This window comes from Haloarcula ordinaria, from assembly GCF_029338275.1.
Lineage (GTDB): Archaea > Halobacteriota > Halobacteria > Halobacteriales > Haloarculaceae > Haloarcula > Haloarcula ordinaria.
The window spans coordinates 2,026,907-2,050,236 of the sequence record NZ_CP119789.1 but is presented as its reverse complement, the minus strand read 5'-3'; the positions used below and the strand labels follow the sequence as shown (position 1 = coordinate 2,050,236).

General features: G+C 67.8%; 28 protein-coding genes. 19 read left to right on the top strand and 9 right to left on the bottom strand.

Features of this window, described 5'->3' with window-relative positions; translation table 11 throughout:
- The first annotated feature begins 64 nt into the window (after positions 1-64).
- Positions 65-859: an enoyl-CoA hydratase/isomerase family protein gene (locus tag P1L41_RS10940; RefSeq protein ID WP_276295765.1), complete on the top strand. Its 795-nt coding sequence runs from the start codon at positions 65-67 to the stop codon at positions 857-859.
- Positions 860-969: 110 nt separating this feature from the next.
- On the opposite strand, the gene P1L41_RS10935 is transcribed toward P1L41_RS10940, so the two are convergent.
- A complete protein-coding gene (locus P1L41_RS10935) occupies positions 970-1,251 on the bottom strand; it encodes a UPF0058 family protein (protein WP_276295764.1) in 282 nt (93 codons plus the stop codon).
- A 73-nt stretch (positions 1,252-1,324) separates the two neighbouring features.
- Positions 1,325-1,540, bottom strand: coding sequence for a ribbon-helix-helix domain-containing protein (locus tag P1L41_RS10930; RefSeq protein ID WP_276295763.1), 216 nt, complete (start codon positions 1,538-1,540; stop codon positions 1,325-1,327).
- Between the two features lie 178 nt (positions 1,541-1,718).
- Between P1L41_RS10930 and P1L41_RS10925 the strand changes: the two genes are divergently transcribed.
- Entirely contained in the window at positions 1,719-3,056 is a 1,338-nt protein-coding gene (locus P1L41_RS10925) for an isochorismate synthase (protein ID WP_276295762.1), read from the top strand.
- Positions 3,053-4,831, top strand: a complete 1,779-nt coding sequence (menD, locus tag P1L41_RS10920; protein ID WP_276295761.1) for a 2-succinyl-5-enolpyruvyl-6-hydroxy-3-cyclohexene-1-carboxylic-acid synthase — start codon at positions 3,053-3,055, stop codon at positions 4,829-4,831. Before P1L41_RS10925 ends, menD begins: the two co-directional genes overlap by 4 nt.
- Before the next feature lie 94 nt (positions 4,832-4,925).
- On the opposite strand, the gene P1L41_RS10915 is transcribed toward menD, so the two are convergent.
- Together P1L41_RS10915 and P1L41_RS10910 are read right to left on the bottom strand one after the other, a co-directional pair.
- Positions 4,926-5,828: a J domain-containing protein gene (locus tag P1L41_RS10915; protein WP_276295760.1), complete on the bottom strand. Its 903-nt coding sequence runs from the start codon at positions 5,826-5,828 to the stop codon at positions 4,926-4,928.
- A 58-nt stretch (positions 5,829-5,886) separates the two neighbouring features.
- Complete coding sequence (locus P1L41_RS10910) at positions 5,887-6,180, bottom strand: DUF8066 domain-containing protein (protein WP_276295759.1); 294 nt, start codon at positions 6,178-6,180, stop codon at positions 5,887-5,889.
- A gap of 80 nt (positions 6,181-6,260) precedes the next feature.
- Here P1L41_RS10910 and P1L41_RS10905 point away from each other — a divergent pair, with 80 nt between their 5' ends.
- The 8 genes from P1L41_RS10905 (at position 6,261) to P1L41_RS10870 (ending at position 14,644) form a co-directional block, all read left to right on the top strand.
- Entirely contained in the window at positions 6,261-7,220 is a 960-nt protein-coding gene (locus tag P1L41_RS10905) for a 1,4-dihydroxy-2-naphthoyl-CoA synthase (protein WP_276295758.1), read from the top strand.
- A 139-nt stretch (positions 7,221-7,359) separates the two neighbouring features.
- Positions 7,360-8,319 carry a 1,4-dihydroxy-2-naphthoate polyprenyltransferase gene (locus P1L41_RS10900; protein ID WP_276295757.1) on the top strand — a complete coding sequence of 320 codons (960 nt, stop codon included), beginning with the start codon at positions 7,360-7,362 and terminating at the stop codon, positions 8,317-8,319.
- Entirely contained in the window at positions 8,316-9,368 is a 1,053-nt protein-coding gene (locus tag P1L41_RS10895) for a mandelate racemase/muconate lactonizing enzyme family protein (protein WP_276295756.1), read from the top strand. Before P1L41_RS10900 ends, P1L41_RS10895 begins: the two co-directional genes overlap by 4 nt.
- Positions 9,361-10,845: an o-succinylbenzoate--CoA ligase gene (gene menE / locus P1L41_RS10890; RefSeq protein ID WP_276295755.1), complete on the top strand. Its 1,485-nt coding sequence runs from the start codon at positions 9,361-9,363 to the stop codon at positions 10,843-10,845. The genes P1L41_RS10895 and menE overlap by 8 nt, the downstream gene beginning before the upstream one ends.
- Before the next feature lie 243 nt (positions 10,846-11,088).
- Positions 11,089-12,189 carry a carbon-nitrogen hydrolase family protein gene (locus P1L41_RS10885; protein ID WP_276295754.1) on the top strand — a complete coding sequence of 367 codons (1,101 nt, stop codon included), beginning with the start codon at positions 11,089-11,091 and terminating at the stop codon, positions 12,187-12,189.
- Between the two features lie 130 nt (positions 12,190-12,319).
- Entirely contained in the window at positions 12,320-13,300 is a 981-nt protein-coding gene (locus P1L41_RS10880; RefSeq protein WP_276295753.1) for an NADPH:quinone reductase, read from the top strand.
- 230 nt (positions 13,301-13,530) lie between these two features.
- Positions 13,531-14,268 carry an NRDE family protein gene (locus P1L41_RS10875; RefSeq protein WP_276295752.1) on the top strand — a complete coding sequence of 246 codons (738 nt, stop codon included), beginning with the start codon at positions 13,531-13,533 and terminating at the stop codon, positions 14,266-14,268.
- A 25-nt stretch (positions 14,269-14,293) separates the two neighbouring features.
- A complete protein-coding gene (locus P1L41_RS10870) occupies positions 14,294-14,644 on the top strand; it encodes a helix-turn-helix transcriptional regulator (RefSeq protein ID WP_276295751.1) in 351 nt (116 codons plus the stop codon).
- A gap of 85 nt (positions 14,645-14,729) precedes the next feature.
- Here the strand turns inward: P1L41_RS10870 and P1L41_RS10865 are convergent, their stop codons facing one another.
- The 4 genes from P1L41_RS10865 to P1L41_RS10850 form a co-directional block, all read right to left on the bottom strand.
- Positions 14,730-15,155, bottom strand: a complete 426-nt coding sequence (locus tag P1L41_RS10865) for a hypothetical protein (RefSeq protein ID WP_276295750.1) — start codon at positions 15,153-15,155, stop codon at positions 14,730-14,732.
- Positions 15,156-15,196: 41 nt separating this feature from the next.
- Positions 15,197-15,505, bottom strand: coding sequence for a DUF8060 family membrane protein (locus tag P1L41_RS10860; protein ID WP_276295749.1), 309 nt, complete (start codon positions 15,503-15,505; stop codon positions 15,197-15,199).
- The gene (locus P1L41_RS10855) at positions 15,502-16,518 is read right to left on the bottom strand and encodes a DUF7490 domain-containing protein (RefSeq protein ID WP_276295748.1); all 1,017 of its coding nucleotides are present in this window, start codon (positions 16,516-16,518) and stop codon (positions 15,502-15,504) included. Before P1L41_RS10855 ends, P1L41_RS10860 begins: the two co-directional genes overlap by 4 nt.
- 63 nt (positions 16,519-16,581) lie before the next feature.
- Positions 16,582-17,337, bottom strand: coding sequence for a DUF2797 domain-containing protein (locus P1L41_RS10850; RefSeq protein ID WP_276295747.1), 756 nt, complete (start codon positions 17,335-17,337; stop codon positions 16,582-16,584).
- A gap of 74 nt (positions 17,338-17,411) precedes the next feature.
- Here P1L41_RS10850 and P1L41_RS10845 point away from each other — a divergent pair, with 74 nt between their 5' ends.
- Positions 17,412-17,867 carry a YbhB/YbcL family Raf kinase inhibitor-like protein gene (locus tag P1L41_RS10845; RefSeq protein WP_276295746.1) on the top strand — a complete coding sequence of 152 codons (456 nt, stop codon included), beginning with the start codon at positions 17,412-17,414 and terminating at the stop codon, positions 17,865-17,867.
- Between the two features lie 6 nt (positions 17,868-17,873).
- Here P1L41_RS10845 and P1L41_RS10840 read toward each other — a convergent pair whose 3' ends face one another.
- Positions 17,874-18,800, bottom strand: coding sequence for an NAD-dependent epimerase/dehydratase family protein (locus tag P1L41_RS10840; RefSeq protein WP_276295745.1), 927 nt, complete (start codon positions 18,798-18,800; stop codon positions 17,874-17,876).
- 85 nt (positions 18,801-18,885) lie between these two features.
- Between P1L41_RS10840 and P1L41_RS10835 the strand changes: the two genes are divergently transcribed.
- From P1L41_RS10835 to P1L41_RS10805, 7 genes are all read left to right on the top strand, one after another.
- Positions 18,886-19,533 (top strand): DsbA family protein, encoded by a 648-nt coding sequence (locus P1L41_RS10835; RefSeq protein WP_276295744.1) that lies wholly within the window; start codon positions 18,886-18,888, stop codon positions 19,531-19,533.
- Complete coding sequence (locus P1L41_RS10830) at positions 19,530-20,087, top strand: tRNA (cytidine(56)-2'-O)-methyltransferase (protein WP_276295743.1); 558 nt, start codon at positions 19,530-19,532, stop codon at positions 20,085-20,087. Before P1L41_RS10835 ends, P1L41_RS10830 begins: the two co-directional genes overlap by 4 nt.
- A gap of 25 nt (positions 20,088-20,112) precedes the next feature.
- Positions 20,113-20,301: a hypothetical protein gene (locus P1L41_RS10825; RefSeq protein ID WP_276295742.1), complete on the top strand. Its 189-nt coding sequence runs from the start codon at positions 20,113-20,115 to the stop codon at positions 20,299-20,301.
- Positions 20,302-20,416: 115 nt separating this feature from the next.
- Complete coding sequence (tfe, locus tag P1L41_RS10820; RefSeq protein WP_276295741.1) at positions 20,417-20,944, top strand: transcription factor E; 528 nt, start codon at positions 20,417-20,419, stop codon at positions 20,942-20,944.
- The gene (locus tag P1L41_RS10815) at positions 20,944-21,615 is read left to right on the top strand and encodes a DUF2110 family protein (RefSeq protein WP_276295740.1); all 672 of its coding nucleotides are present in this window, start codon (positions 20,944-20,946) and stop codon (positions 21,613-21,615) included. The genes tfe and P1L41_RS10815 overlap by 1 nt, the downstream gene beginning before the upstream one ends.
- Before the next feature lie 9 nt (positions 21,616-21,624).
- Positions 21,625-22,407, top strand: coding sequence for a DUF5803 family protein (locus P1L41_RS10810; protein WP_276295739.1), 783 nt, complete (start codon positions 21,625-21,627; stop codon positions 22,405-22,407).
- 64 nt (positions 22,408-22,471) lie between these two features.
- On the top strand, positions 22,472-23,167 hold the full coding sequence (locus P1L41_RS10805; RefSeq protein WP_276295738.1) for a competence/damage-inducible protein A: 696 nt from the start codon (positions 22,472-22,474) through the stop codon (positions 23,165-23,167).
- The last annotated feature ends 163 nt before the right edge of the window (positions 23,168-23,330 follow it).

Genomic DNA, 23,330 nt, shown 5'->3' with positions numbered 1-23,330 from the left:
CAAAAGGTCGTACCCAACCAGGTTGGACGCCAGGGTTTTCCCGTCTCCCGGCGTCGGGTGAGCCATGACCACAGACGCCGTGGAACTGCGTATCGCCGACGGGGTGGCGACGGTGACCCTGAACAGGCCCGACGTCCGGAACGCCATGGACGTCGACACCGCCGGGGTACTGGTCGACCGCTTCGAGACCATCGCCGAGAGCGACGCCCGCTGTGTCGTCGTCGAGGGCGCGGGCGACGCGTTCTGTGCCGGCGGCGACATCGGGGCGATGGTCGAGGGCGTCGCGAACGAGGTGCCGCCAGCGGACAGGGTGGAACACGCCGCCGCGGCCATCAACGATGCTGTCGAAGCAGTCTACGACTGCCGACTCCCGGTCGTCGCGAAACTCGACGGCGCGGCGTTCGGTGCGGGCGCAGGACTCGCACTGGCCTGCGACGTACAACTCGCGAATCCGAGCGCGAGACTTAGCTTCGGTTTCCGGCGTGTCGGACTCGCCGTCGACTCCGGTATCTCCTACTTCCTGCCGCGACTCGTCGGGCCGAACAAGGCGAAGGAACTCGTCTTCACCGGAGCGACGGTCGGGGCCGAGGAAGCGCTGGAACTCGGGCTGGTCACACAGCTGTTCGATGCCGGATCGTTCGACACGGAGGTCGAGTCGACGGTCGAAACAATCGCCTCGGGGCCCACCGTCGCGCTGACCCAGTCGAAGCGGCTCGTCGACCGCGGCGTCGAGTCCTCGTTCGAGCAGGCACTCGACCGCGAGGCCACGGCCCAGGGCATCGCCTTCACGACCCGAGACCACGACGAGGGGGCGCGGGCGTTCATGGAACAGCGGGACCCGGAGTTCGAGGGACGCTGAGTCACCGAGGCGCACTGGTCCGAGAGCGAGTCCACCGGACCCGCCTGGAGCAGCGGCTCATCACCAGAGCAGCATGCAGAGAGAGGAAATGAAGAGAGGGACGTGCCGGGCTACAGTTTGCGCTCCGCGTCTTCGGCCAGCTCCTGCATCCGCTTGCCGACGCGGCCGGCGTCCGAGAACTCGTCTTCGCTCATCGCGGTGGCCAGCGCGTTGCCGAGGACGAACACCGCGTGTTTGTGCTCGCTCTTCGACTTGTGGACGTCCGAGGGCCGGACGTCGAGTTCCTGGTACTGGTCGAACAGCTCCGGGTCGACGGAGTCCATCTCGTCGCGGAAGAACTCCATAATCGTCACCATCTGTTCGTGTAACTCTAGCAGCTCGTCTTTGTGCATGGTTGGTTACCCTATGAGATGGGAGTGGTATAAGAATTACCCGGGAAGGGATACCAGACCGGCGGGCTGGGGGTCAGAAGACGTACTCGTCGTCGTGTCCCATCATCCCGTCGTCTTCGAACCCTGGTTCCTCGTCCTGATCTTGTGGTCCGGAGGTCTTGTACGCCTTGAGACCCGTCGAGAGGAGGTCTTCGATGGCTTCCTCGCGGTTGATGAACTCGCCCTGCTCGACCAGCTGGGCAATCTGCATCTCGAGGTGCTCCGGGACCGTTATCTCTACCTTTGGCATCGCAACGTTGGGTGCTTAGAGTAACCCATATTTAAACTTGGCGGGCGGTTGAGATGTTCGGACACCGGCTGCGAGGAGCGCCTGGCGGTCAGAGTGAGCAGGCCGGGTCGGGGCGGCCGAGCCACGGACGGTTCGGGCATAGTTAGGCTCAAAGGGACGGACTCCTAAGACCGGGCCAATGGAACCACTGCGTGGCGAGGAGGCGACGGTCGGTGAGACGGCGGTCGTCGCACGTGGGTGTCGCGTCGACTGTGCGCCGATTCGGGGGGTTCTCCAGACGGACGAGCGGCCGCGGTTCGCGTGGGCCACGGGGACCGAGACGGTGGCCGCCCGGGGCGCGGCCGTTACCGTCACGGCCGAGGGCTCGACCCGGTTCGAGGACGTCCGCGAGCGGGCCGAGAGCCTCTTCGAATCGTGTTCGGTCCAGCCAGGCCTCCCCCGCGCGGCTCGCCCGCGCCTGTTCGGAGGGTTCGCCTTCCACGACGGGGATACGACAGACGCCGACTCCCCCTGGGACGGGTTCCCCGGGGCCGCGTTCTTTCTCCCGGCGGTCCAGCTGACCCAGACGGGAGACGACGCGTGGCTCACGACGATTGCCACGGGTCCGGACGCGAGCACGGCGGCAGAACGGTCACTCGAGACGTGGCGGGACCGACTGGAGGAGATGGACGCTGGCCCAGTCGCCGATTCGCCGGGCATCGACCACGTCGAGCGGACCCCGACGCGGGCCGGGTGGCGCGAACAGGTGCGTGCCGCGCTGGAGAGCGTCGAGCGGGGCGACCTCCAGAAGGTCGTCCTCGCCCAGTCGCTGCAGGTATCGCTCCGGGACGGGCTCTCAGTACCGGACGTACTGGGTCGGCTGGCCCGGAGATATCCGGACTGCTACCGGTTCATGCTCTCGCTCGCCGACGCCGGCACGTTCTTCGGTGCGACGCCGGAGCGGCTCGTCTCCGTTCGTGGTCGAACGGTCCGGACGGAAGCGCTCGCGGGGTCGACAGGCCGGGGCGATACCCCCGCAGAGGACGAGTGGCTCGCATCGGAGCTGCTCGAGAGCGAGAAGGACCGCCACGAACAGCAGCTGGTCGCCGACGCCATCCGCGAGCAGCTCGAACCGTTCGCGTCGTCGGTCCGGACCGGCGACGTGAGCGTCCGTCGACTGGCGACGGTCCAGCACCTCCGGACCTCCATCACCGCCGAACTCGACAGCGACCGCCACGTCCTCGAGCTCGTCGAGGCACTCCACCCGACGCCGGCGGTGGGCGGCCTGCCACCGGACGCGGCGCTGCGGACCATCCGGGAGACGGAAGCCTTCGACCGTGGGTGGTACGCCGCGCCCGTCGGCTGGGTCGACGCGGGCGGGAACGGCAGTTTCGCGGTCGGTATCCGCTCTGCGGTCGCCCGCGGCCGCCTCGCGACACTGTTTGCCGGCGCCGGCATCGTCTCGGACAGCGACCCCGACCGAGAGTGGGACGAGGTCCAGCTCAAGTACCGGCCGATGCTCGACGAACTGGAATGAGTCACCCGAACGTCAACACGCTGTGGGCCGAGACGCTGGTCGACGAGCTCGTCGCCGGCGGCGTCGACGCCGCCTGTCTCTCACCGGGGAGTCGGTCGACGCCGCTGACCGTCGCGTTCGCCGAGCACCCGGACGTGCAGGTGTTCTCGCATCTGGACGAGCGCTCCGCAGCCTTCTTCGCGCTCGGACGGGCGCGAAGAACCGGGCGACCGACTCCGCTGGTCTGTACCTCGGGGACCGCGGCGGCGAACTTCCACCCCGCGGTCATCGAGGCGAATCAGTCGGGCGTCCCGATGCTCCTCTTGACGGCCGACCGCCCGCCGGAACTCATCGACAGCGGTGCCAACCAGACCGTCGACCAGGAGAAGCTGTACGGCGATTCGGTCCGGTGGTACCGCGACATGCCCGAACCGGAGGCCGAGCCACGGAAGGTGCGCATGTTGCGGACTACGGCCGCCCGAGCACTCGGCGAGTCGACCGGCGTGGACCCGGGGCCGGTCCACCTCAACTGTCGCTTCCGAAAGCCACTGGAACCGACCCCGGTTCCCGCGGACGACCCGGCGGGCGTCCCCGACGATTGGGCTGAAGACCACCCGCTCGAAGCCGACGGCCGCGACGGCCCGTTCGTGCAGACGTCGACCGGGAGACCGACGCTCGACGAGGCGGCGCACGAACGCGTTGCGAGAGCAATCAGTGACGCCGAGCGTGGCCTCGTCGTCGCGGGCCCCGCCGACGGTGGACTCGGTAGGGACGCGCTCGGGCGACTCGTCGAGGCGACCGGATTCCCGGTGCTCGCAGACCCGCTCTCGGACCTCCGATTCGGCCCGCACGTCGACGCGCTCGACGCGCCGGTCTGTGGCGGCTACGACGCCTACGTCGGCTCCGAGGCGACGGCTGCGTGGGACGACCCCGACGTCGTGCTCCGGTTCGGGGCGTCACCGACCTCTAAGCCCCTCCGGCAGTACCTCCGCGACGCCGACTGCCGGCAGTTCGTCGTCGACCCGACGGGCGACTGGACGGAGGCAGAGTTCACCGCGACGGACCTGCTGGTGGCCGACGAGGACGCCACCGCGCTGGCCCTCGCCGACCGGGTCGAGGGCGCCGGACTGGAGCCGTGGCGCGACCGGTTCGCCGCTGCCGAGCGGGTCCACTGGCAGGCAGTGGCGGAGCGCCGTACAGAAGCCGACTGGGAAGGTGGCGTCCTCTCGGACGTCTTCGAGAACGCACCGGACCCGGCGACCGTGTTCGTCTCCAACAGCATGCCGGTCAGGGACGCCGACCGGTTCGGCCGGCCGCGGAGTGCCGACCTCACCGTGCTGGGCAACCGGGGCGCGAGCGGTATCGACGGCGTCACCTCGACGGCGCTGGGCGCGGGGAGCGCGACCGAGGACCCGCTCGTGCTGGTGACCGGCGACCTGGCGTACTACCACGACATGAACGGCCTGCTCGCGCTGGGTCGCTGTGCCGTCGACGCGACCATCGTCCTCGTGAACAACGACGGCGGGGGCATCTTCCACGTCCTCCCCATCGAGGCACACGAGACGTTCGAAGAGCAGTTCAAGACGCCACATGGGCTGGATTTCGGGCCGACCGGGGACCTCTACGGACTGGAGTTCCGGCGCATCGATGGCCGGGACGACTTCCGGGCGGCGTTCAACGAGTCGGTTACGCGTGACGGGACGCAGGTGCTCGAAGTCCAGTTCGACGCCGCAGAGAGCCACGAGGTGCGGGACGCCCTAGCCGCACGCGTCCGCGAGGCTATCGCCAGTCGCTGAGCGACGTTTCGAGGTGGTCTCGTTGCACCCCAGACGACCCCAGCGACTAGCGTCCAGACAACGCTACGAACACCCACCCCACAAAGGCCAGGTTCTAGAGGCGAAGGACGGAGATGGTCAGGATAGTGAATCCGAACGGGAGCCAGGTCGCAAGCAGGACGGCGATGCCGACGAGCGAGACGAGCGAGAGGTTCAGGCCGACGAGGACGAACGGCATGACGATGCTCCAGGGACCGAACACCAGCAAGGCGATGCGGGGCATCGACTGGAGGTAGCCGACGACGAGCACCAGACAGGCGCCGAGGACGACGTTGACGAACAGCGGGAACGCGGGGACCAGGGCGCTGAACAGCAGGACTGGATAGAGCGCGAACGTGATTCCGAGCAGCGTCAGGTCGCGACCGGACGGGGTCCAGTCGTCGGCGGTCGACACCCAGTTCCGGGACCCACCGCTGCGGTATCCTCCGGACGTCGCCCAGGCAGGCCCGCCTGTACTGTCACCCCCCGCCGAAGTCGCCGAACTCGGGTGCCCGGGACTCGCGGTCGAACGGCCGCTCCCGCCGGTCGTGGCACCCTCCGTTGTCGTCTCTGTCTCCCGACGCTGGGAGACGCGCTCGGCAGCGCGTCGCTCTCGCTCGCGGCGCTCCCGTGCTCGCGCTCTGGCGTCCCTGACCGTCGAACGGGCGCGCTCTCGCCGGTCGGACGCAGCCTCGCCGCCGTACCCCACGTCCCTGGCCGCTCTGGCGACATCGCTCTCTCCGTCGCTCTTATCACCGCTCACGTATGCCTCGTGGCCGAGACGGTCGTAGCGCTCGCGCTCGTCCTCGTCGACCAGGACGTCGCGGGCGTCGATGAGTTTGCGCGTGGACACCTCGGCGTCGGCCTCGTCGTTCACGTCGGGATGGACCGTCTTCAGGCGCTCTCGATAGGCGGCCCGTATCTCGTCGGTCGTCGCGTCCGGTGCGACGCCGAGTACCTCGTAGAACGTCTCGGTCATGTGAGACAGCAGTGGTGGCTCATTGGAGAGGGGGCAGATAAATCCTCACCGCCGATTCTCAGTCGTCGTGGTTGGGTCGCTCGTCCGAGTCGGTGTCCACCGAGCGGTACTGCTCGACGAACTCCCCAGTCAGGCCGCCGTCGGCCCGCTGCACTGCGAGTTGCTCCAGTGCCGACGCGATGCGCGCCAGTATCTCGATGAGCCTGTAGAACAGATAGGCTCCCCAGAACACGGTGATAATCAGCACGCCGAGGAGAATCTGTTGGACGATGATGAGACTGTACCCGAAGACGAGTACGGACAGGACGACGAGGCCGATCTCGAGCCGTCGGTGGTCGGTGGAGGAGGGCATTATTTCGAGGTCCGTCCGGGTCAGTACAAAATCTTTCGGCCAGCGCGAATCTTTTTGCGCCGGCCACCGCCATCCAGGGTATGGTCTCAGAGCTATTCGACCCGAGCCGGTGGGAGCCGGTCGACAGGTTCGACTTCCGCGATATCACCTACCACCGCTCGACGGAGACGGGCGCGGTCCGCATCGCCTTCGACCGGCCGGAGAAGCGCAACGCCTTCCGCCCGGAGACGGTCGACGAACTCGCCACGGCGCTGGACCACGCCAAACGGCTCACCGACGTGGGCTGCATCCTGCTGACCGGTAACGGGCCCTCCCCCAAGGACGGTGGCTGGGCGTTCTGTTCGGGCGGCGACCAGAGCATCCGCGGCGAGAGCGGGTACGAGTACCGTTCCGAGGAAGATAGCGGGTCGCAGCGCGACTCGGACAAGTCGAGCGGTGAGCGCGGCGAGCCGCGAGACGTCGGCGACGAGGGCGCACCGGAGAACGTCGGCCGCCTCCACATCCTGGAGGTCCAGCGCCAGATTCGCCACATCCCGAAAGTCGTCGTCGCCGTCGTCCCGGGGTGGGCCGTCGGCGGTGGCCACTCGCTGCACGTCGTCTGTGACCTCACCATCGCTAGCGAGGAGCACGCGAAGTTCCTCCAGACCGACCCGGACGTTGGGAGTTTCGACGGCGGCTTCGGCTCGGCGTACCTCGCCAGGCAAATCGGCCAGAAGAAGGCTCGCGAGGTGTTCTTCCTCGGGAAGACCTACAGCGGCGCGGAGGCCGAGGAGATGGGGATGGTCAACGACGTCGTCCCGCACGCGGATTTAGAATCGGAGGCCATCGACTGGGCAAAGCGCATCAACAGCAAATCACCGACGGCGATGCGGATGCTGAAGTACGCGTTCAACCTCGACTCCGACGGGATGGTCGGCCAGCAGGTGTTCGCCGGCGAGGCGACCCGGCTGGCGTACATGACCGACGAGGCCCAGGAGGGCCGTGACGCGTTCAACGAGGGCCGAACGCCGGACTTCGACGACGTGCCCTGGCACTACTGACCGAGGAGTCGAGGTGGCGACGTTCGGGGCTTCGCACGGCCACGGTGAGGCCATCGACTCCGGACGCGTCGGCGAAACGGGGGCCAGCTAGCCATCACAACCACAGGCGATATGGGGGTGTGGGCCTGAAATTCCGCCAATGAGTACTGCGACGGCGGACGTCTCGAAGCGGAAGGCCTGGGTGATGGCCGCCCGGCCACAGACGCTCCCGGCGGGCGCCGCCCCGGTCGTCGTCGGCGTGGGCGTGGCCGTCCACGCCGGCGTGTTCGCGCTCGGCCCAGCGCTCGCGGCCCTCGTGGGGGCGCTGCTCATCCAGATCGGGACGAACTTCGCGAACGACTACTACGACGCGGTGAAGGGAGCCGACACGGACGACCGGGAGGGGTTCACGCGGGTGACCGCCGGCGGCCTCATCGAACCGGCCGAGGTCAAACGGGCGATGGCCGCCACGTACGGCCTGGCCGTCGTCGTGGGCGTCTATCTGGTCGCTATCGGCGGTTTGCCTATCGTCGTCGTCGGTCTCTCGGGCATCGCTGCCGGTATCCTCTACACCGGTGGCCCGTTTCCCTACGGCTACCGGGGCCTCGGCGACCTCTTCGTGTTCGTCTACTTCGGCCTCGTCGCCGTGACCGGGACCTACTACGTCCAGGCCGTCGCGACGATGCCCGCGGTGGGCACGTTCCCGACGACGCTCCCACCGGGTAGCGTCACGGCGGCCGCGGTGACCGCGAGTCTCCCCGCCGCTGGGCTCTCGACGGCCATCCTCGTCGTCAACAACGTCCGCGACCGGGAGACGGACATGGCGGCAGGCAAGAAGACGCTGGCTGTCTACCTGGGCTACACGTGGAGTCGCGTCGAGTTCCTGGCGATGGTCGGGATGGCGTACGTGGTTCCGGTGGGCTTCGCGCTCGACGGCGCGTTCGGGCCGTGGGCGCTCGCACCGCTCCTCTCGCTCCCGCTCGCGGTCTCGGTCTCGCGGACCGTCCTCACCGAGACCGAGGGCGCGGCACTGAATCCGGCGCTCGAACGGGTCGGACAGACCTTGTTCGTCCACTCGCTGCTGTTCGCCGCCGGGCTGTCGCTCCCGCAGGTGCTATGACCGTCGAACGGTTCTCCCTCCCGCTCGCTCGCCCCCTCGCGACGGCGGACGGAACCATCTCGAACCGCGAGGGGTTCGTCGTCAGGTACGACCATCGGGGCGAGACCGGGGTCGGCGAATCGACCCCCTTGCCGGGCTGGACCGAGTCACTGGTCGAATGCGAGGCGGGACTCGACGCCGCAACGGAAGCGGAACGAAGCGACGGCCACAGTGGCGCGTTGCTGGAACTGGACGCGCTGGAGGTCCCCGCCGCCCGCCATGGCTTCTCGACGGCACTGCTGGACGCCGACGCGCGGGCCGACGGCGTCCCGCTCTACCGGTGGTTCGACGCGGGCCGGAACTGCCGGTCGGTTCCGGTGAACGCGACGGTCGGTGACGGCGACGCAGGGGAGACAGCTGAGGCCGTGTCAGTTAGCGTCGATGCGGGATACGATTGTGTCAAGGTGAAGGTCGGTAACCGGCCGGTTGCCGAGGACGTCGACCGGATTCGCGCGGTTCGGGACCGAGTCGGTGACGGCGTGACCCTGCGAGCGGACGCGAACGGGGCCTGGACGCGCGACCAGGCCGAGACTGCGTTCGGGCGGTTCGAATCGCTCGGCGTGGCGTACGTCGAGCAACCGCTGGCGGCCGACGACCTGACGGGTCACGCTGACTTGTGCTCGGCGGGCTACGACGTGGGCGTCGCGCTGGACGAGTCGCTCGTCGGCCGGCGCGTCGACGCGGTCCTGAAGGCCGACGCCGCCGACGTGCTCGTCCTCAAACCGATGGCGCTCGGCGGGCCCGGGAACGCCCACACGCTGGCGATGCGCGCCCGTGAGGCCGGCATCGAGCCGGTCGTCACGACGACCATCGACGGCGTCGTGGCCCGGGTGGCGGCGCTCCACGTCGCAGCGGCCATCCCCGACGTTGTCCCGTGTGGGCTGGCGACCGGCGACAGGCTCGAGCGGGACCTCGGTCCGGACCCGACGACGGTCACGGACGGCGAGATGTCGGTCCCGCAGAGCGCTGGCCTCGGCGTCGACCCGTCGGAGGTGCGAACGGATGCCTGAGCCCGTCGACTGGCCGACGCGCGACCTCGTGACCCACCGAGTGGAGAGTACGCCCGACCGGACGGCCGTCGTCGGTGAGCACCGAGAACTGACGTACCGCGAGTTAGACGACGCCGTCGACGAGGCCGCGGTAGTCTTCGACGCGTTCGGGGCGAGTCGCGGTGGGCGGGTGGCCACGCTCGTCGACACCCGGGCGGCGATGAGTCGGCTGCTGTTCGGCGCGATGCGAACCGGGGCGACGCTGGCCCCGCTGAACGTCGAACTGGAGGCGGCGACCCTCGAATCGCAGCTCGACGCGCTCGACCCGGAGGTCCTCGTCTGTGCGGCGCCGACGGCAGAACGCGCTATCGAGGTAGCGCCGTGTCCCGTCGTCTCGCTGGATGCGAGCGACCGTGGGGCCATCGACGAGTTCGACGCCGTCGCGTCGTCGGCGAGTCCGCCACCCACCGTCGAACTCGCTCGGGACGACACACAGCTCGTCCTGTTCACGTCGGGGACGACGAGCGCCCCGAAGGGCGTCCGGTTGACCGTCGGCAACCTCGTCGCGAGCGCGACGGCCTCGGCGTTCCGGCTCGGCGTCCGGCCCGACGACCGATGGCTGGTCTGTCTCCCGACCTACCACATGGGTGGCCTGGCCCCGTTCGTCCGGAGCGCGCTCTACGGAACGACCGTCGTCGTCCAGCGCACCTTCGACGTCGAACGGACCCCCGAGATGCTCGACGCACAGGAGGTCACCGGCGTCTCGCTGGTTCCGACGATGCTCACGCGGTTGCTGGACCGGGGCTGGACGCCGCCCGACTCGCTCCGGTTCGTGCTCCTGGGCGGCGGGCCTGCGAGCGAAGCGCTCGTCGAACGCTCTCGGGAGCGCGGCGTCCCAGTCTGTCCCACGTACGGGATGACCGAGACGAGTTCGCAGATAGCGACTGCCCTGCCGGAGACAGCCGTCGAACACCCCGGAACCGTCGGACAGCCACTCCTGTTCACCGACGTGCGAGTCGTCGCCGACGGAGAACCAGTCGCCTCTGGCGAACGCGGCGAGCTCGTCGTCGACGGGCCGACGGTGACGCCCGGCTACCTCGACTCGCAGCAGACGGACGCGGCGTTCGGCGCCCACGGGTTCCACACGGGCGATATCGGGTACCGGGACGCCGACGGCCGACTGTGGGTGACCGGGCGAGCCGACGACCGAATCGTCACCGGGGGCGAGAACGTCGTCACGAGCGACGTCGCGAGTGCGATTCGGACCCATCCGGACGTGACCGAGGCCGCCGTGGTCGGGCTTCCGGACCCGGAGTGGGGCCAGCGGGTCGCCGCGCTCGTCGTCGGCGACGTCGACGGCTCGGCGGTCGTCGCGCACTGCCGGGAGCGGGTCGCGGGTTACGAAGTGCCCAAGACGGTTCGAATCGTCGACGCGCTCCCCCGAACGCCATCGGGCACCGTCGACCGACAGGCCGTTCGGACACTGCTAGAGGAGTGAGGCAAGCATCTTGCTCGGACCCCGCAATTTGCATCGGTTCCAGGAACCGTGCTTGAAACAGGGCGACTCAAGTGGGGAAATCGGCGGCTGTGCTGTTGTGGCGGCGGTCGCTGGCGAGAGCGATGTCACGTCACCGGCGCGAGGCACTCACGTTCACGTTGACGTCTCCCTTAGCATACTCCCCGATGGGGCACCAGACGAGTGCCTGCGAAGGTTTATGGTAACATTCCACGTGCCGAGCGTATGGGAGACGAGTACCAGACTGTGACGGCGGCAGCAGTACAGGCTGCACCAGTATTTCTCGACCGCGAAGCATCCGTCGAGAAGGCGGTCGGTCTCATCGAAGAGGCCGGCGCCAACGATGCCGACGTGATCGCGTTCCCGGAGGGGTTCATCCCCGCACATCCGCTGTGGTTTCACTTCCACGGCGCGACGAGTCAGCTCTCCCAGTCGTTGAGTGTCGAGCTGTTCAAGAACTCCATCGAGGTGCCCGGCCCGTCGACCGAGCGCCTTGCCGCGGCGGCCGACGCCGCCGACGCCTACGTGGTAATCGGTGCCTGTGAGAAAGAGCCCCAGACGACCGGGACGATGTACAACTCCCAGCTGTTCTTTTCACCGGACGGCGAGCTGCTGGGGACCCACCAGAAGCTGAAGCCCACCGTCGGCGAACAGCTCGTCCACACCGAGGGCGAAAACGACACGTTCGGCACCATCGACACCGAGTACGGACCGATGAGCGGCCTGATCTGCGGGGAGAACTCCAACCCGCTGGCCGTGTTTGGCTTGACTGCCGAGTACAGCCGCATCCACGCGATGAGCTGGCCCCCGTACATCCCGTCGGAGTCGAACCCGCTCCCGGAGCGGTCGCTGGACGACGCGAAGGCGTTCGCACAGATGTCGAAAGCCGCCGTGATTAGTTCGGTCGGCGTCGTCGACGAACGGACCGTCGAGAAGCTCCAGGTCGACGACGAGACGGCCGAGAAGATTATGCGACCGGAGTACTCGGGCGGGTCGGCTATCGTCGGTGCAGACCGCTCGGTTATCGCCGGGCCGGTCGGCAACGAGGAGACGATCCTGTACGGTGACATCGATATCGAGACGGCGATTCGCCGGAAGCTGTTCCACGACTTCGCCGGCCACTACAACCGTCCCGACGTGTTCCAGCTCCGCGTGAACCGCACCCCCAACGAACTGTACGCGGAGGCCAGCACGGCCGCGGAGGCGGCCGACACCGGCCAGCCCCCGGCGACGGAGACCGAGAGTGGAACCACCGACGGTATCGGCCGCGACGCAGGCAGCGAGCTCGTACGCGAGGCAGTGACCGAGGACCACTCCGAAGAGTGACGCTGACCGCCAGTTCGGTCGACGACCGCTGCCGGGAGACCGCCGTCACGGAATGAATCATGCTGCCGTCGACTAGGGCCATCGAACCCGACGGTGCGGATTTATAGGCGTTCTCGTGCCATCTGTGGGTATGCGAGCTGTCAGAATCCACGAGTACGGCGACGAGAGCGTCCTCCGGATTGACGACGTCGAGCGACCGACACCGGGACCGGAGGCGGTGTTACTGGCGGTCGACACCGCGGCCGTCAACCCATTTGATACGTACGTTCGAGAGGGATACGTTCCGCCCGAGGACGGCGGACTCCCGCACGTACTCGGCGGTGACGCCGCGGGCGTCGTCGAATCAGTTGGCGACGACGTGACAGCGTTCGAGACCGGTGAGCGGGCCTTTGTCACCGGTCTCGGACTGGACCGGCCAGGCACCTACGCGGAGTACGTCGCCGTACCCGAGCAGCGACTGGCCCACCTGCCCGAGTCGATTTCGTTCGAGACCGGTGCCGCGGCAGCAGAACCGGTGACCACGAGCATGCAGGCCCTCGAACGAGGGGGGATGGACGCCGGCGACGTCGTCCTCGTCCAGGGTGCAGCAGGCGGTGTCGGCCACGCGGCCGTTCAGGTCGCCAGCCACGAGGGTGGGTTCGTCGTCGGGACCTGCAGTCCCGACTCGAGTGACGCAGTTCGGGCCTTCGGTGCCGACGCGGTGGTCGATTACAGCGACGAAGACCTCGCGAGCGCCATCAGTGACGCGACGGGCGGGCGGCCGGTCGACGTCGTCGTCGAGACCCACGCCGCTGCGAACGTCACAGCCGACGTCGAGTCGCTAGCGACCGGCGGGACCATCGTCGTTCTGGGTGAGGACGACGACATCACCGTGTCGAGTCCGACCGCCGGGACTGCAAAGGGAAAGCAAGCGAGCTTCGAGTTCTGCTCTCACATGCGGGCGACGGCCCACCACTCGGAGGGGCTCACGAGGACGGCGCGGTTGCTACAGCGCAACGAGGTGGACGTGGCCGTCGACGCGACGTTTCCGCTCGCGGAGGCTGGCGCCGCACAGCGACACTGCATGTCGTCGGGGGGCATCGGGAAGACGCTCCTCGACGTGTCCGGGTGACCCAGACGGATACGCCATCCGTATGGGTGTGTGGTACGACAACACAGGAAGTACTCGACGTCCCGGAACTCGAGGAGTAACAGACGACTGGCGAAGCTCGCTTCGAGCGGACGAGTGTCGAACCCGGGCTTGACGTACGCTCTATTTGCAGCACACCAGTGTTGTCAGAGAAGGATACTTTGGACACTGCCAGGCAAGCCGTTTTCTACCGGCGACGCCTACAGCAACTCGTGTGTACAATCGTCCTCGCGTGGCAGGTGTTCCCCGACACGCCAGTCGCGTTCGGTGCGAACCGCGACGAGCGACTGGACAGGCCCTCGGAACCGCCCCGAGAACGCCAGTGGGGGGCCCGGGTCATCGCGCCGGCCGACGAGGAGGCCGAAGGGACCTGGGTGGGCTACAACGAACACGGCGTCCTGGCGGCGATAACGAACCGCTGGGTCGACGCCGACCTGGCCGCCGAGCGCTCGCGGGGCCTGCTCGTCCGGGATGCGTTCGGCCACCAGAACGCGGAATCGGCGGCGCAAGCGGTCGAACAGGCGGTCCGAGAGGCCGAGTACGATGGGTTCAACCTCCTGCTCGTCGACGAAGACGCCGCCGTCCTGCTGGAGTGGGACGGACAGCTGGCCGTCCGGACCCTCGAACCTGGCGTCCACGTCGTCGTCAACGTCGGCGCGGACGGCGACTACCGGATTCCTGGCCACCGACCGGAGGTGGGGGAGCGACAGGCTGCCAACGCAGACCGACTGAGAGACCACCTCCAGGTCGAGCCGGGGGAGGACGCCGAGACGTGGCTCGACCGCGCCGCCGACGCTATCGGGGACCACGACTTCGGTGTCTGCGTCCACGGCGACGGCTTCGGGACGCGGTCGTCGTCGCTCGTGACGCTTGGAGCGGACCGAACGTACCGGTTCGCCGACGGCCCGCCCTGCGAGACGCCGTATCGGCCGGTCGAAAGTCACATTTAACCGGCCGTCCGTCAGTGTAGCATACATGAGCTCGGCAGCGTCGGAGGCGGACCTCTCTGAAGACGAACGGGCAGGGCTAGAACTCATCCGCGAGTCGGGCGGTATCCACCAGAGCGACTTCTGGAAGGAACTCGACGTCTCGTCGCGGAAGGGGAGTCGGATCGTCGAGTCCCTCTTCGAGCAGGACTTCATCCAGCGGGAGGAGACGGTGTACAACGGGCACAACACCTACTACCTCACGCCGGCGGCCAGGGACCTGGACTTCTCGCTGCTGATGGCCGGCGACCAACTTTCCCCGTTCATCGGCGACGAGGAGGTCGACCCCCACGACGACACCTTCTCGCAGTGGATCATGAACCTCGCCTACGAGCGCTGACTGCCGCGTCTCACTTCTCGTCGCTTCGTATCGTCGTCACTCGCTGTCGCCCCGAGCGCCTGGAAACGAGCGTCCCGCGAGAACCTCAGTCTTCGAGCGCGTCGGCGATGCGGTCGAGCGTCCGCCGGACGTCGTTGACCTCGTCACGGAGTTTGCGGATCTCGCGGGTGAGGTCCTCGTTGTCGCCGCCGCTCTCCTGTTCGCGGCCGGGACCGGGCTGGCCGCCCATGCCGCCGGGGCCACCGGGGCCGCCACCGCCCATCATGCCGCCCATCATCTGTGCGAAGGGGTTGCCGCCCATGCCGCCGGGGCCACCGGGGCCGCCGCCACCGCCCATCATCTCTTCCATGCGCTCTTCGCGGCTCATCTCGCCCTCGTCGCCTTCTTCGCGCTCCTCGGCGCGCTGCTGGCGAATCTCTTCGACGCGCTCGCGGAAGGATTTCTCCTCCGCCTCGCCGCCTGCTGTCTCTTCGCGCGCTTCCTCGGTATTTTCGGAATCGTCGTCTGCCATGGGAGCGGGTTTGGTAGGGCCGCAGAAAAGGGTTGTCGTCCTCAGGCGAGTCGGCGGACGAGCAGCGAGATGCCGAGCCCGCTGGCGAGCAGGACGAGCAGGTTGAAGCCGGCGCGGAATAGCGGCCGGTACCGGCGCGTGACGAACTCGGAGATCGCCGCCGACGCGGCGAAGTAGAACTGGAACGTCGCCACGAGGGCGACGAGGACGAGGATGGCGAAGGCCGCCCACATCGCGTAGGTCCGGATAGACCGGTCGCTGCCGCCGGTGTCGGTATCGGATGCCTCTGTCGCTACGCTCGATTCGGGGTCGGTGTCCGTCTGGGACGATGAGGTGGCTGTGTCTGTCATAGTCGCCTCCGTGCGAGTGCGATGGTACCGGCGAGGAGCGCGGCGAGCGCGGCGACGGCCGTGAACCCGGGGCCGCTCCCGCCAATTGTTGCTTCTCTCTCGGGTGCTTCGGTGGCCCGCTCCCGTTCGGGCTCCTCGGCGAAGTCGCCGGACTGGAAGCCGACGTCGCGCCGGGTCTCGTTGAGTTCGAGGGTCTCCTGTGGGTCTAAGTTGGCCGGAGCGCTCTCCGTCGCGACGATGACGCCGTCGGACTGGAGGATGCCGTCGAGCCAGTAGTTGTAGCCGTCCGGAACCGTGAGCTCGGCGTCGATAGTCTCGGTCCGACCCGGGCGAATCTGGCCGACCGAGAGCCGTGTCTCGTCGGCGATTACGTTGGAATCGGCCTGTCGGGCGCGCAGGCGGAGCGTCAGGTCGCCGGCCGGTTCGTCCCCGCGGTTGGTGAAGTACACGGAGACGTTCAGCGTGGTCCGGTTGTCAGCGACGGACTCGATGCGATAGGAGATGGCGCGCAGCGGCACGTCGGTGTTCTCGAAGCGGTGGAACGAGACGCTGCTCTCGGCGTAGGCGGGCGTGAGCGCGTCGACGTTCCGAACCTCCGTCCGACCGGTCGTCCGCCGTTCGCCGTCGGCGTAGACGATGGTCTCCATGCGATAGCCGCCCTCGCGCTCGACGGTGACGTCGGTCGTGACCGATACTTCCCGCTCCCCGGTGACGTTGCCGAGTGACTGGCGGCGCGTCGTCGCAACCAGCCCGGTCTCGGTGTCGACGACCCGCGTCTCGACAGTGACGTTCCGGGCGGTGCCGCCCCGGTGGGCCACCCGCGAATCCAGCGCCAGCGTGACAGTCTCACCACCGACCTCGGTGGCGTTGACCGTTGTCTCGCGGAGGTCGAGATGGCTCGGGCGGATGTCCTCGTCGGGTTCGGTGAGGACGTCGGGGACTGCTGTCGCACCGGCGGCCATAGCCAGGATGAGCAGTACCATGGCACCGGCGAGTGTGACTTCTCGTCTCACACGAACGTCTCCAGATGCCTACATAAAGGGTCTTGTGTACACTTCGGTCGGATTTTGAGCGACCTACCCGAACGCACCGAGACTCGACTGGAGGTCGCGGTCGGTCCCGCTCTCGGTGAGTTCGTAGCCGACGAGGTCCCGAAGGTCGACGGCGTACGTACTCCCGTTGTTCTCGAGCACTGCGACCCGCCCCTTGGTCCCTCTGACGGTCCCCGTTGCCAGCGTCTCCGGAATCGGCTGGTCGGACAGGTCGAGGTCGTAGTCGAAATCGAACGTCTCTAGCGGGTCGTATTCGCTCATCAAGTCGTCCCAGAACGGCTCACTCACGGATTCGGCGAACCCGGCCACCTTCGTCGGGACGCGGACCCGGTCGCCCAGGTCGACTGCGATGTCGGCCTCTATCTGGCGGGCGATGCGGCCATCAGCGACCGTCCGAAGGTGGGCCGCACGGTCCGCACCCTGCTCCCGTAACCGGCGTTCGAGTCGCCAGGAACGCGTGACGCCGACCTTGACGACGTCGGGCGCGAACGCCGCGAGGTAGACGGCGTGTTCCTCGTCGCAGGCGTCGATGGGCTTCGCGCACTCGCCGGTGCACCGCGCACAGGGCCACCGGTCCGTGTGGTCCGGACAGTAGGGCGCGGGGTCGTTCGGACAGGCGAGGTGGACGTCGCCGTCCGTCGTCCCCGCGCAGTGGCGGTCCCCGAGCGCGTACGCGAGCTCGGTCCCCTGTTCCAGCCGCTCCGTACGGATGGTGCCGTCGTCTTCGAGGACGATAGCGGCGGGAGACTCGACGCGTGGCTGGTAGCCGACGACCTGCACGGACGACAGTTGGCAGTCGCCGGCAAAATGACTACCGGGCCAGTTTTTTGCAGTTGGCTGTCATCTGTTCGTACATGGACGACCTGCGAGTGACGAGTCCGGCGTTCGACGACGGGAAGCGCATCCCCGAGAAGTACGGCTACGCCGCCGAAAACACGAACCCCCCACTAGACGTCGATGACGTTCCGGCGGAGGCCGTCTCGCTCGTCATCGTCGTCGACGACCCGGACGCGACGGAACCGGCGGGCAAGGTCTGGGACCACTGGGTGGTCTGGAACATCCCGGCCGAACGGACCCACATCCCGGAGGGCTGGACGCCTGAGGACGCGGCCGAGGGGCAGAACGACTACGGCGAGACCGGGTGGGGCGGCCCGAATCCGCCGGACAGGGAGCACACCTACCGCTTCCTTGTGTACGCGCTGGATGCGATGCTGGACCTCCCGCAAGGAGCGAGCAAGGACGACGTCTACGACGCCGCCAGCGGCCACACGCTCGCGAAGGGCGAACTGACCGGGACGTACCCGGCCTGACCCGGCTCAGAGCTCGTCCAGCAGTTCCCGAACCGTCTGACGGACGGCGTCGTCGCTCGATTGTGCCGGTTCCCACCCGAGTCCCGACAGCTTCTCGACGGAGAGACGCATCCGCGGGACGTCGCCGGTCCAGCCCCGTTTCCCGCCGGTGTACTCGCGGTCGGGGTCGACGCCCATCTCCTCGGCCACGATGGTCGCGATGCGGTCGACAGACGTCGTCGTCCGCGTCCCCAGGTTGAACACGTTGTGGTCCTTCTCCGCGTGCTCGACGGCGTACAGCATCGCGTCGAGACACTCGTCGACGTGCATGTAGGACTTCTCTTGCCGGCCGTCGCCGAGGATGGTCAGCGTTTCGGGGTCGGCGCGGAGTTTCTCGATGAAGTCGGGGATGACGGCCCCAAGGAGCCGCGGGCCGACGATGTTCGCGAAGCGGAACACCCACGACTGGATGTCGTGGCTGTGGGCGTACGTCGAGACGAGCGACTCCTCGGCGAGTTTGGTCGCCCCGTAGACGCTGATGGGCTCCAGTGGCGCGTAGTCCTCAGGTGTCGGCCGAGGGGCCTCGCCGTATACAGTCGACGACGACGTAAACACGAGGTCCTCGACCCCCACGTCGTCCATACGCTCCAGGATGTTGTACGTTATTTCGCTGTTGTCCTCGAACTGCTTGCGCGGGTCGTCGGTGTCGACGAGCTTCGACGCCGCGAGGTGGACGACCATGTCCACGTCCGGCGTGATGGCCTCGGCGACGACGTCGGCGTCTGTGAGGTCGCCGTCGACGAACGACGCGCCGTCGTCTACCCACTCGACCCGTCCGTTGGAGCCGTCGTCGGCGACGATGACGTCGTTGTCGCCGACCAGCCGGTCGACGAGATGCGAGCCGATGAACCCTGCGCCACCCGTGACGACGATGCGGCGCGAAGAACTGGTCATAGTTCAACACTGACAGGAGCGCAGAATAGCGTTGCGGTCCGTCGATGACAACGTCGTTTTATATCGCCAGCGTCGAGTGACAGGTATGACCCGACCGACTCGCCGTGACGTGCTCGCCACCGGCGTCGCGCTGGCCGGGGCGACGGCCGGCTGCCTCTCCCAGGGGAGCGATGGCGGCCAGTCGCCGTCCACGACGCCCACCGGCGAGACGCTTCCGACCCCCGTCGCGGGCGACCCGGACGCCGACGTCACTGTGGCCGTCTTCGAGGACTACGCCTGTCCGCACTGCCAGACCTACTCGGTCGAAGTGTACCCACAAATAGCGGAAGCGTTCCTCGCGGGCGGGGCCGTCAGATACGAGTTCCACGACTTCCCAATCCCGGTCGACGAGGCGGTATCCTGGCAGGCAGCGAGCGCCGCGCGAGCCGTCCAGGACGCCGCCGGCGACGCCGCGTTTTTCACCTACAGCAAGCGGCTCTTCGAGAACCAGGCCAGCCTCGGGCCGGAGGCCTACGCCGAGCTGACCGACGGGCTCAACGTCGACGGTGAGCCGGTCCGCCAGGCCGCGGTCGACGAGCAGTACCGCCCCACGGTAGCCGCCGACCGACAGGCCGGCATCGACAGCGGCGTCGAAGGGACGCCGACCGTCTTCGTAAACGGTGACCCCGTCGAGTGGCGGGAAATCGCCTTCGAACCGGTGCGTGATGCCATCGAGTCAGCGAGGGGCACATGAGGGGCACCGAGTCGGTCACAGTGCTCAGACTGGGCCACCGACCCGGGCGCGACGAGCGGATGACGACCCACGTCGGCCTCACGGCCCGCGCCCTGGGTGCCGACCGGGTCGTGATGGCCGGGTCGGCCAGCTCGCGGACCGACACTATCGTCGACATCACGGACCGCTTCGGTGGCCCCTTCGACGTCGAGACGACCGAGGAACCGAAGCGTTACATCCGGGCCTTCGAAGGCGCGGTAGTCCACCTGACGATGTACGGTGAACCGATTCAGGAGGTCGAGGACGACATCCGTGCGGCCCACGACGATGGCCCTCTGCTCGTCGTCGTGGGGGCCGAGAAGGTCCCCTTCGAGGTGTACGAACGCGCCGACTGGAACGTGGGCGTCACCAACCAGCCCCATTCGGAGGTCGCCTCGCTGGCCGTCTTCCTCGACCGCCTCTACGAGGGGGCCGAACTCGACCGCGAGTGGGAGGACGCCGACCGCGTGGTCGTTCCGAAGGCGACCGGCAAACGGGTCGTCGACCCCGAGGACGCCGGCGACGAGCAATCGTGAGCGAGACACAGCGGGGCGACTGACGATGCTCGATGGCATCACGGCACTGTCCAGGCGAGTCCTCCCGCTTGTCGGCACCGTGTACCTCTGCTATCTCGTCACCCAGCCACCGCCGGCCCGCTGGGTCGGCCTCGTCTGTCTGGCAGTACTCGCGCCGTTCGCGGTCGGCTGGGCCGCGGGCCGGTTCTTCGACGTCGGTCCGTGGGCGACGTGACTCCGTCGTCGCGCTCAGACTGACCCGGCCGGACGAACCCGTGGCGGGGCCGGCACCGACTCCGCCAGCCCTCGACCCGATGGATTTAACCACGTGACAGCCGGACCTTCGGGTAATGGCTTTCGAGGATCTTCTAGAGGACCCCGTGATACAGAAATACCTCCACGAGTTGGTGGGACCGAAGGGGATGCCGGTCGCCGCCGCGCCGCCGGACGGCGAAGTGACCGACGAGGAACTGGCCGAGGAGCTCGGGCTCGAACTCAACGACGTTCGCCGAGCGCTCTTCATCCTGTACGAGAACGACCTGGCGACGTATCGCCGCCTCCGCGACGAGGACTCCGGGTGGCTCACGTACCTCTGGACGTTCGAGTACGACAAGATTCCGGAACAGCTCGAAGAGGAGCTCTACCGCCTGCTGGAGGGGCTCGAGGACCGCCGCCAGTACGAGCGGGACAACGAGTTCTACCTCTGTGAGCACTGTGGCATCCGCTTCGAGTTCGGCGAGGCGATGGAGTTCGGCTTCTCCTGTCCCGACTGTGGCAACCAGGTCGAAGCGATGGAGAACACGCGCCTCGTGACGGCGATGGAGGACCGTATCGAGCAGCTGCGGGACGAACTGAACGTCGATAGCGTGGAAGCCTGATGGTCGTTCTCGGAACGAAGGTGTACGTGACGGGCGACGCCCGACAGCGCGCACTCGACAGCCTGCGGTCGCTGGTGGACAACGAGTTCGGCGACCTCGACGTCTCGTTCGACGTCGGCCATCGGGAGGACGACTTCCCCAGCGTCACCGTCGACGGCGCAGACGCGACGGTGGCCCGGAACCTCCTGCGCGAGGAGTTCGGCGAACTGGTCACGTCCCACGAGGACGGCGAGACGTACGTCGGAACACTCGACTCGTGGGACGACGACGGGTTCGTCTTAGACGTCGGGTTCGGGCAGACGGTCCGGATTCCACCCGAGGGCATGAATCTCGGTCAGGGGTCGCCGGCGCAGATTCGCAAGCGGTTCGGCATCGTCCAGCACATGCCGCTGCGGTTCGTCGCCGGTGACGAGCCCCGCCTGGCCGACGAGGAGGTCGACCGGCTCTACGACTGGTCGCGCGGGAACGGACGGGTAAACGCCAACAGCGTCACCCGCTCGCAGGCCCGCGCGACGGTCAACCGCGCCGGCCACGCCCAGGACATCGTCACCGTCGAGCGAATCGGGCTGCTGGAACAGAGCATCATCTGCAACCCCGACACCGACGCACCGGGACTGCTGGCCGACATCGGCCGGTTCATGAAGTCGGAGCTGCTCGCAGTCGTCCCCTGAACTCGACCCATGAAACGGCGTCACCTCGCTCTCTTCGGTCTGGTCGCACTGCTCGCCCTCTCGGGCTGTACCGCGCTCTTCGGCCCCCAGGAGTCCGACCCTGCGCGGCTGAACCAGAACGCGAGTTACGAGTGGGAGACGCCGGAAGACGCGACGCTCGTCGTCGACCGGTCGTCCTACACCGCCGTCTACGACGTGCGGAACAACTCGACGTTCGAGGTGTACACCCGCGACGGGTTGGGGCGCGAGCAGTCGGTACCCATCCGCGCGCTCCGCTTTCGCTACGACAACGGGACGGTTATCAGCGCGGCCAACTCCTCGATGAGCGCCACCGAGGGCGGCCGACGGACCGAGATACAGTTCCCAGGCAACGTCACCGGCGAGGTGGCGTTCACCGCGCCCCGCCTGGGCAAGACGTTCGCGACGCCGACGCTCGTCGACGGGGGATCCTACGCCATCACGCTCCCGCCGGACGGTCGCGTCGGCATCCCGCTGCTCTCGCAGGTCAGCCCCGGGAGCGACGCGAGGTCCGTCGAGAACGACCGACAGACGATTCGGTGGGAGGAGGTCACCACGCGGGGACTCAGTGTCCGATACTACCTGCAGCGTGACCTGCTCATCTTCGGCGGCCTGACCATCGTCGCCATCATCGTCGGCACCGGCGGGGTGCTGTACTACTATCGGCAACTCCAGGAGGTCAAGCGCCGCCGGAAGGAGGCCGGCATCGACCTGGAAGAGGAGGACCACGACGACGACCCCCGAGACCGCGGCCCGCCGCCCGGAATGCGGTAGTCCGGGTGAGTGCCCGCTACCACTGACCCACAGTATATGTATCTCGCTTCCCTTAGCGCTGCGTATGCGTGTCGCGGTAGTAACGGTCGGCGACGAACTGCTCGCCGGTGAGACGGTCAACACGAACGCGGCCTGGCTGGGTCGACAGCTCGCGGAGCGTGGCGTCACCGTCGAGCGAGTGACGACGGTGCCGGACCGCCTCGCCGACATCGCTCGCGTCGTCAACGAGTATCACGCGGAGTACGACGCCGTCGTCGTCACCGGCGGCCTCGGCCCGACGCACGACGATATGACCATCGACGGCGTCGCCGCGGCGTTCGGTCGCGACGTGATCGAAAGCGAGGAGGCGCTGACGTGGCTCGAAGAGAACGGCGGCTACACCCGCGACGACCTGACCGACGGGACGGGCGACGTGCCAGAGGGGGCGCGCGTGCTGCCGAACCACGAGGGCGTCGCCCCCGGCTGCGTCGTCGAGAACTGCTACGTACTCCCGGGCGTGCCCGGCGAGATGAAACGGATGTTCGAGGAGGTCGCAGACGAGTTCTCGGGACAGCCCCGGTACGTCGCCACGGTCGACGCCGCGGAGCCAGAGAGTGCGCTCCTGGACCGCCTCGCGGCAGTCCAGGAGGCGTTCCCGGTGAAGGTGGGGAGCTACCCGGGCGAGAACGTCCGGGTCCGGTTCGAGGGGCCCGAAGAGGACGACGTCGAGGCGGCCGCGGCGTGGCTGCGGGACCGCGTCGAGCCGGCAGACACCCAGTGATCGACCTCGATCGGTTATCGGTAGAGGTACTGGAGCCAGATGAACGTCAGCAACAATCCGCCGAGTGTCAGCGCCGCGCCCGCCGCGTTGATGACCCCCGGCTGCACGTGACTGGAGAGTAGCGTGACCATACGCGCCGTTCTGCGGCTGGCGGCTTGAAACA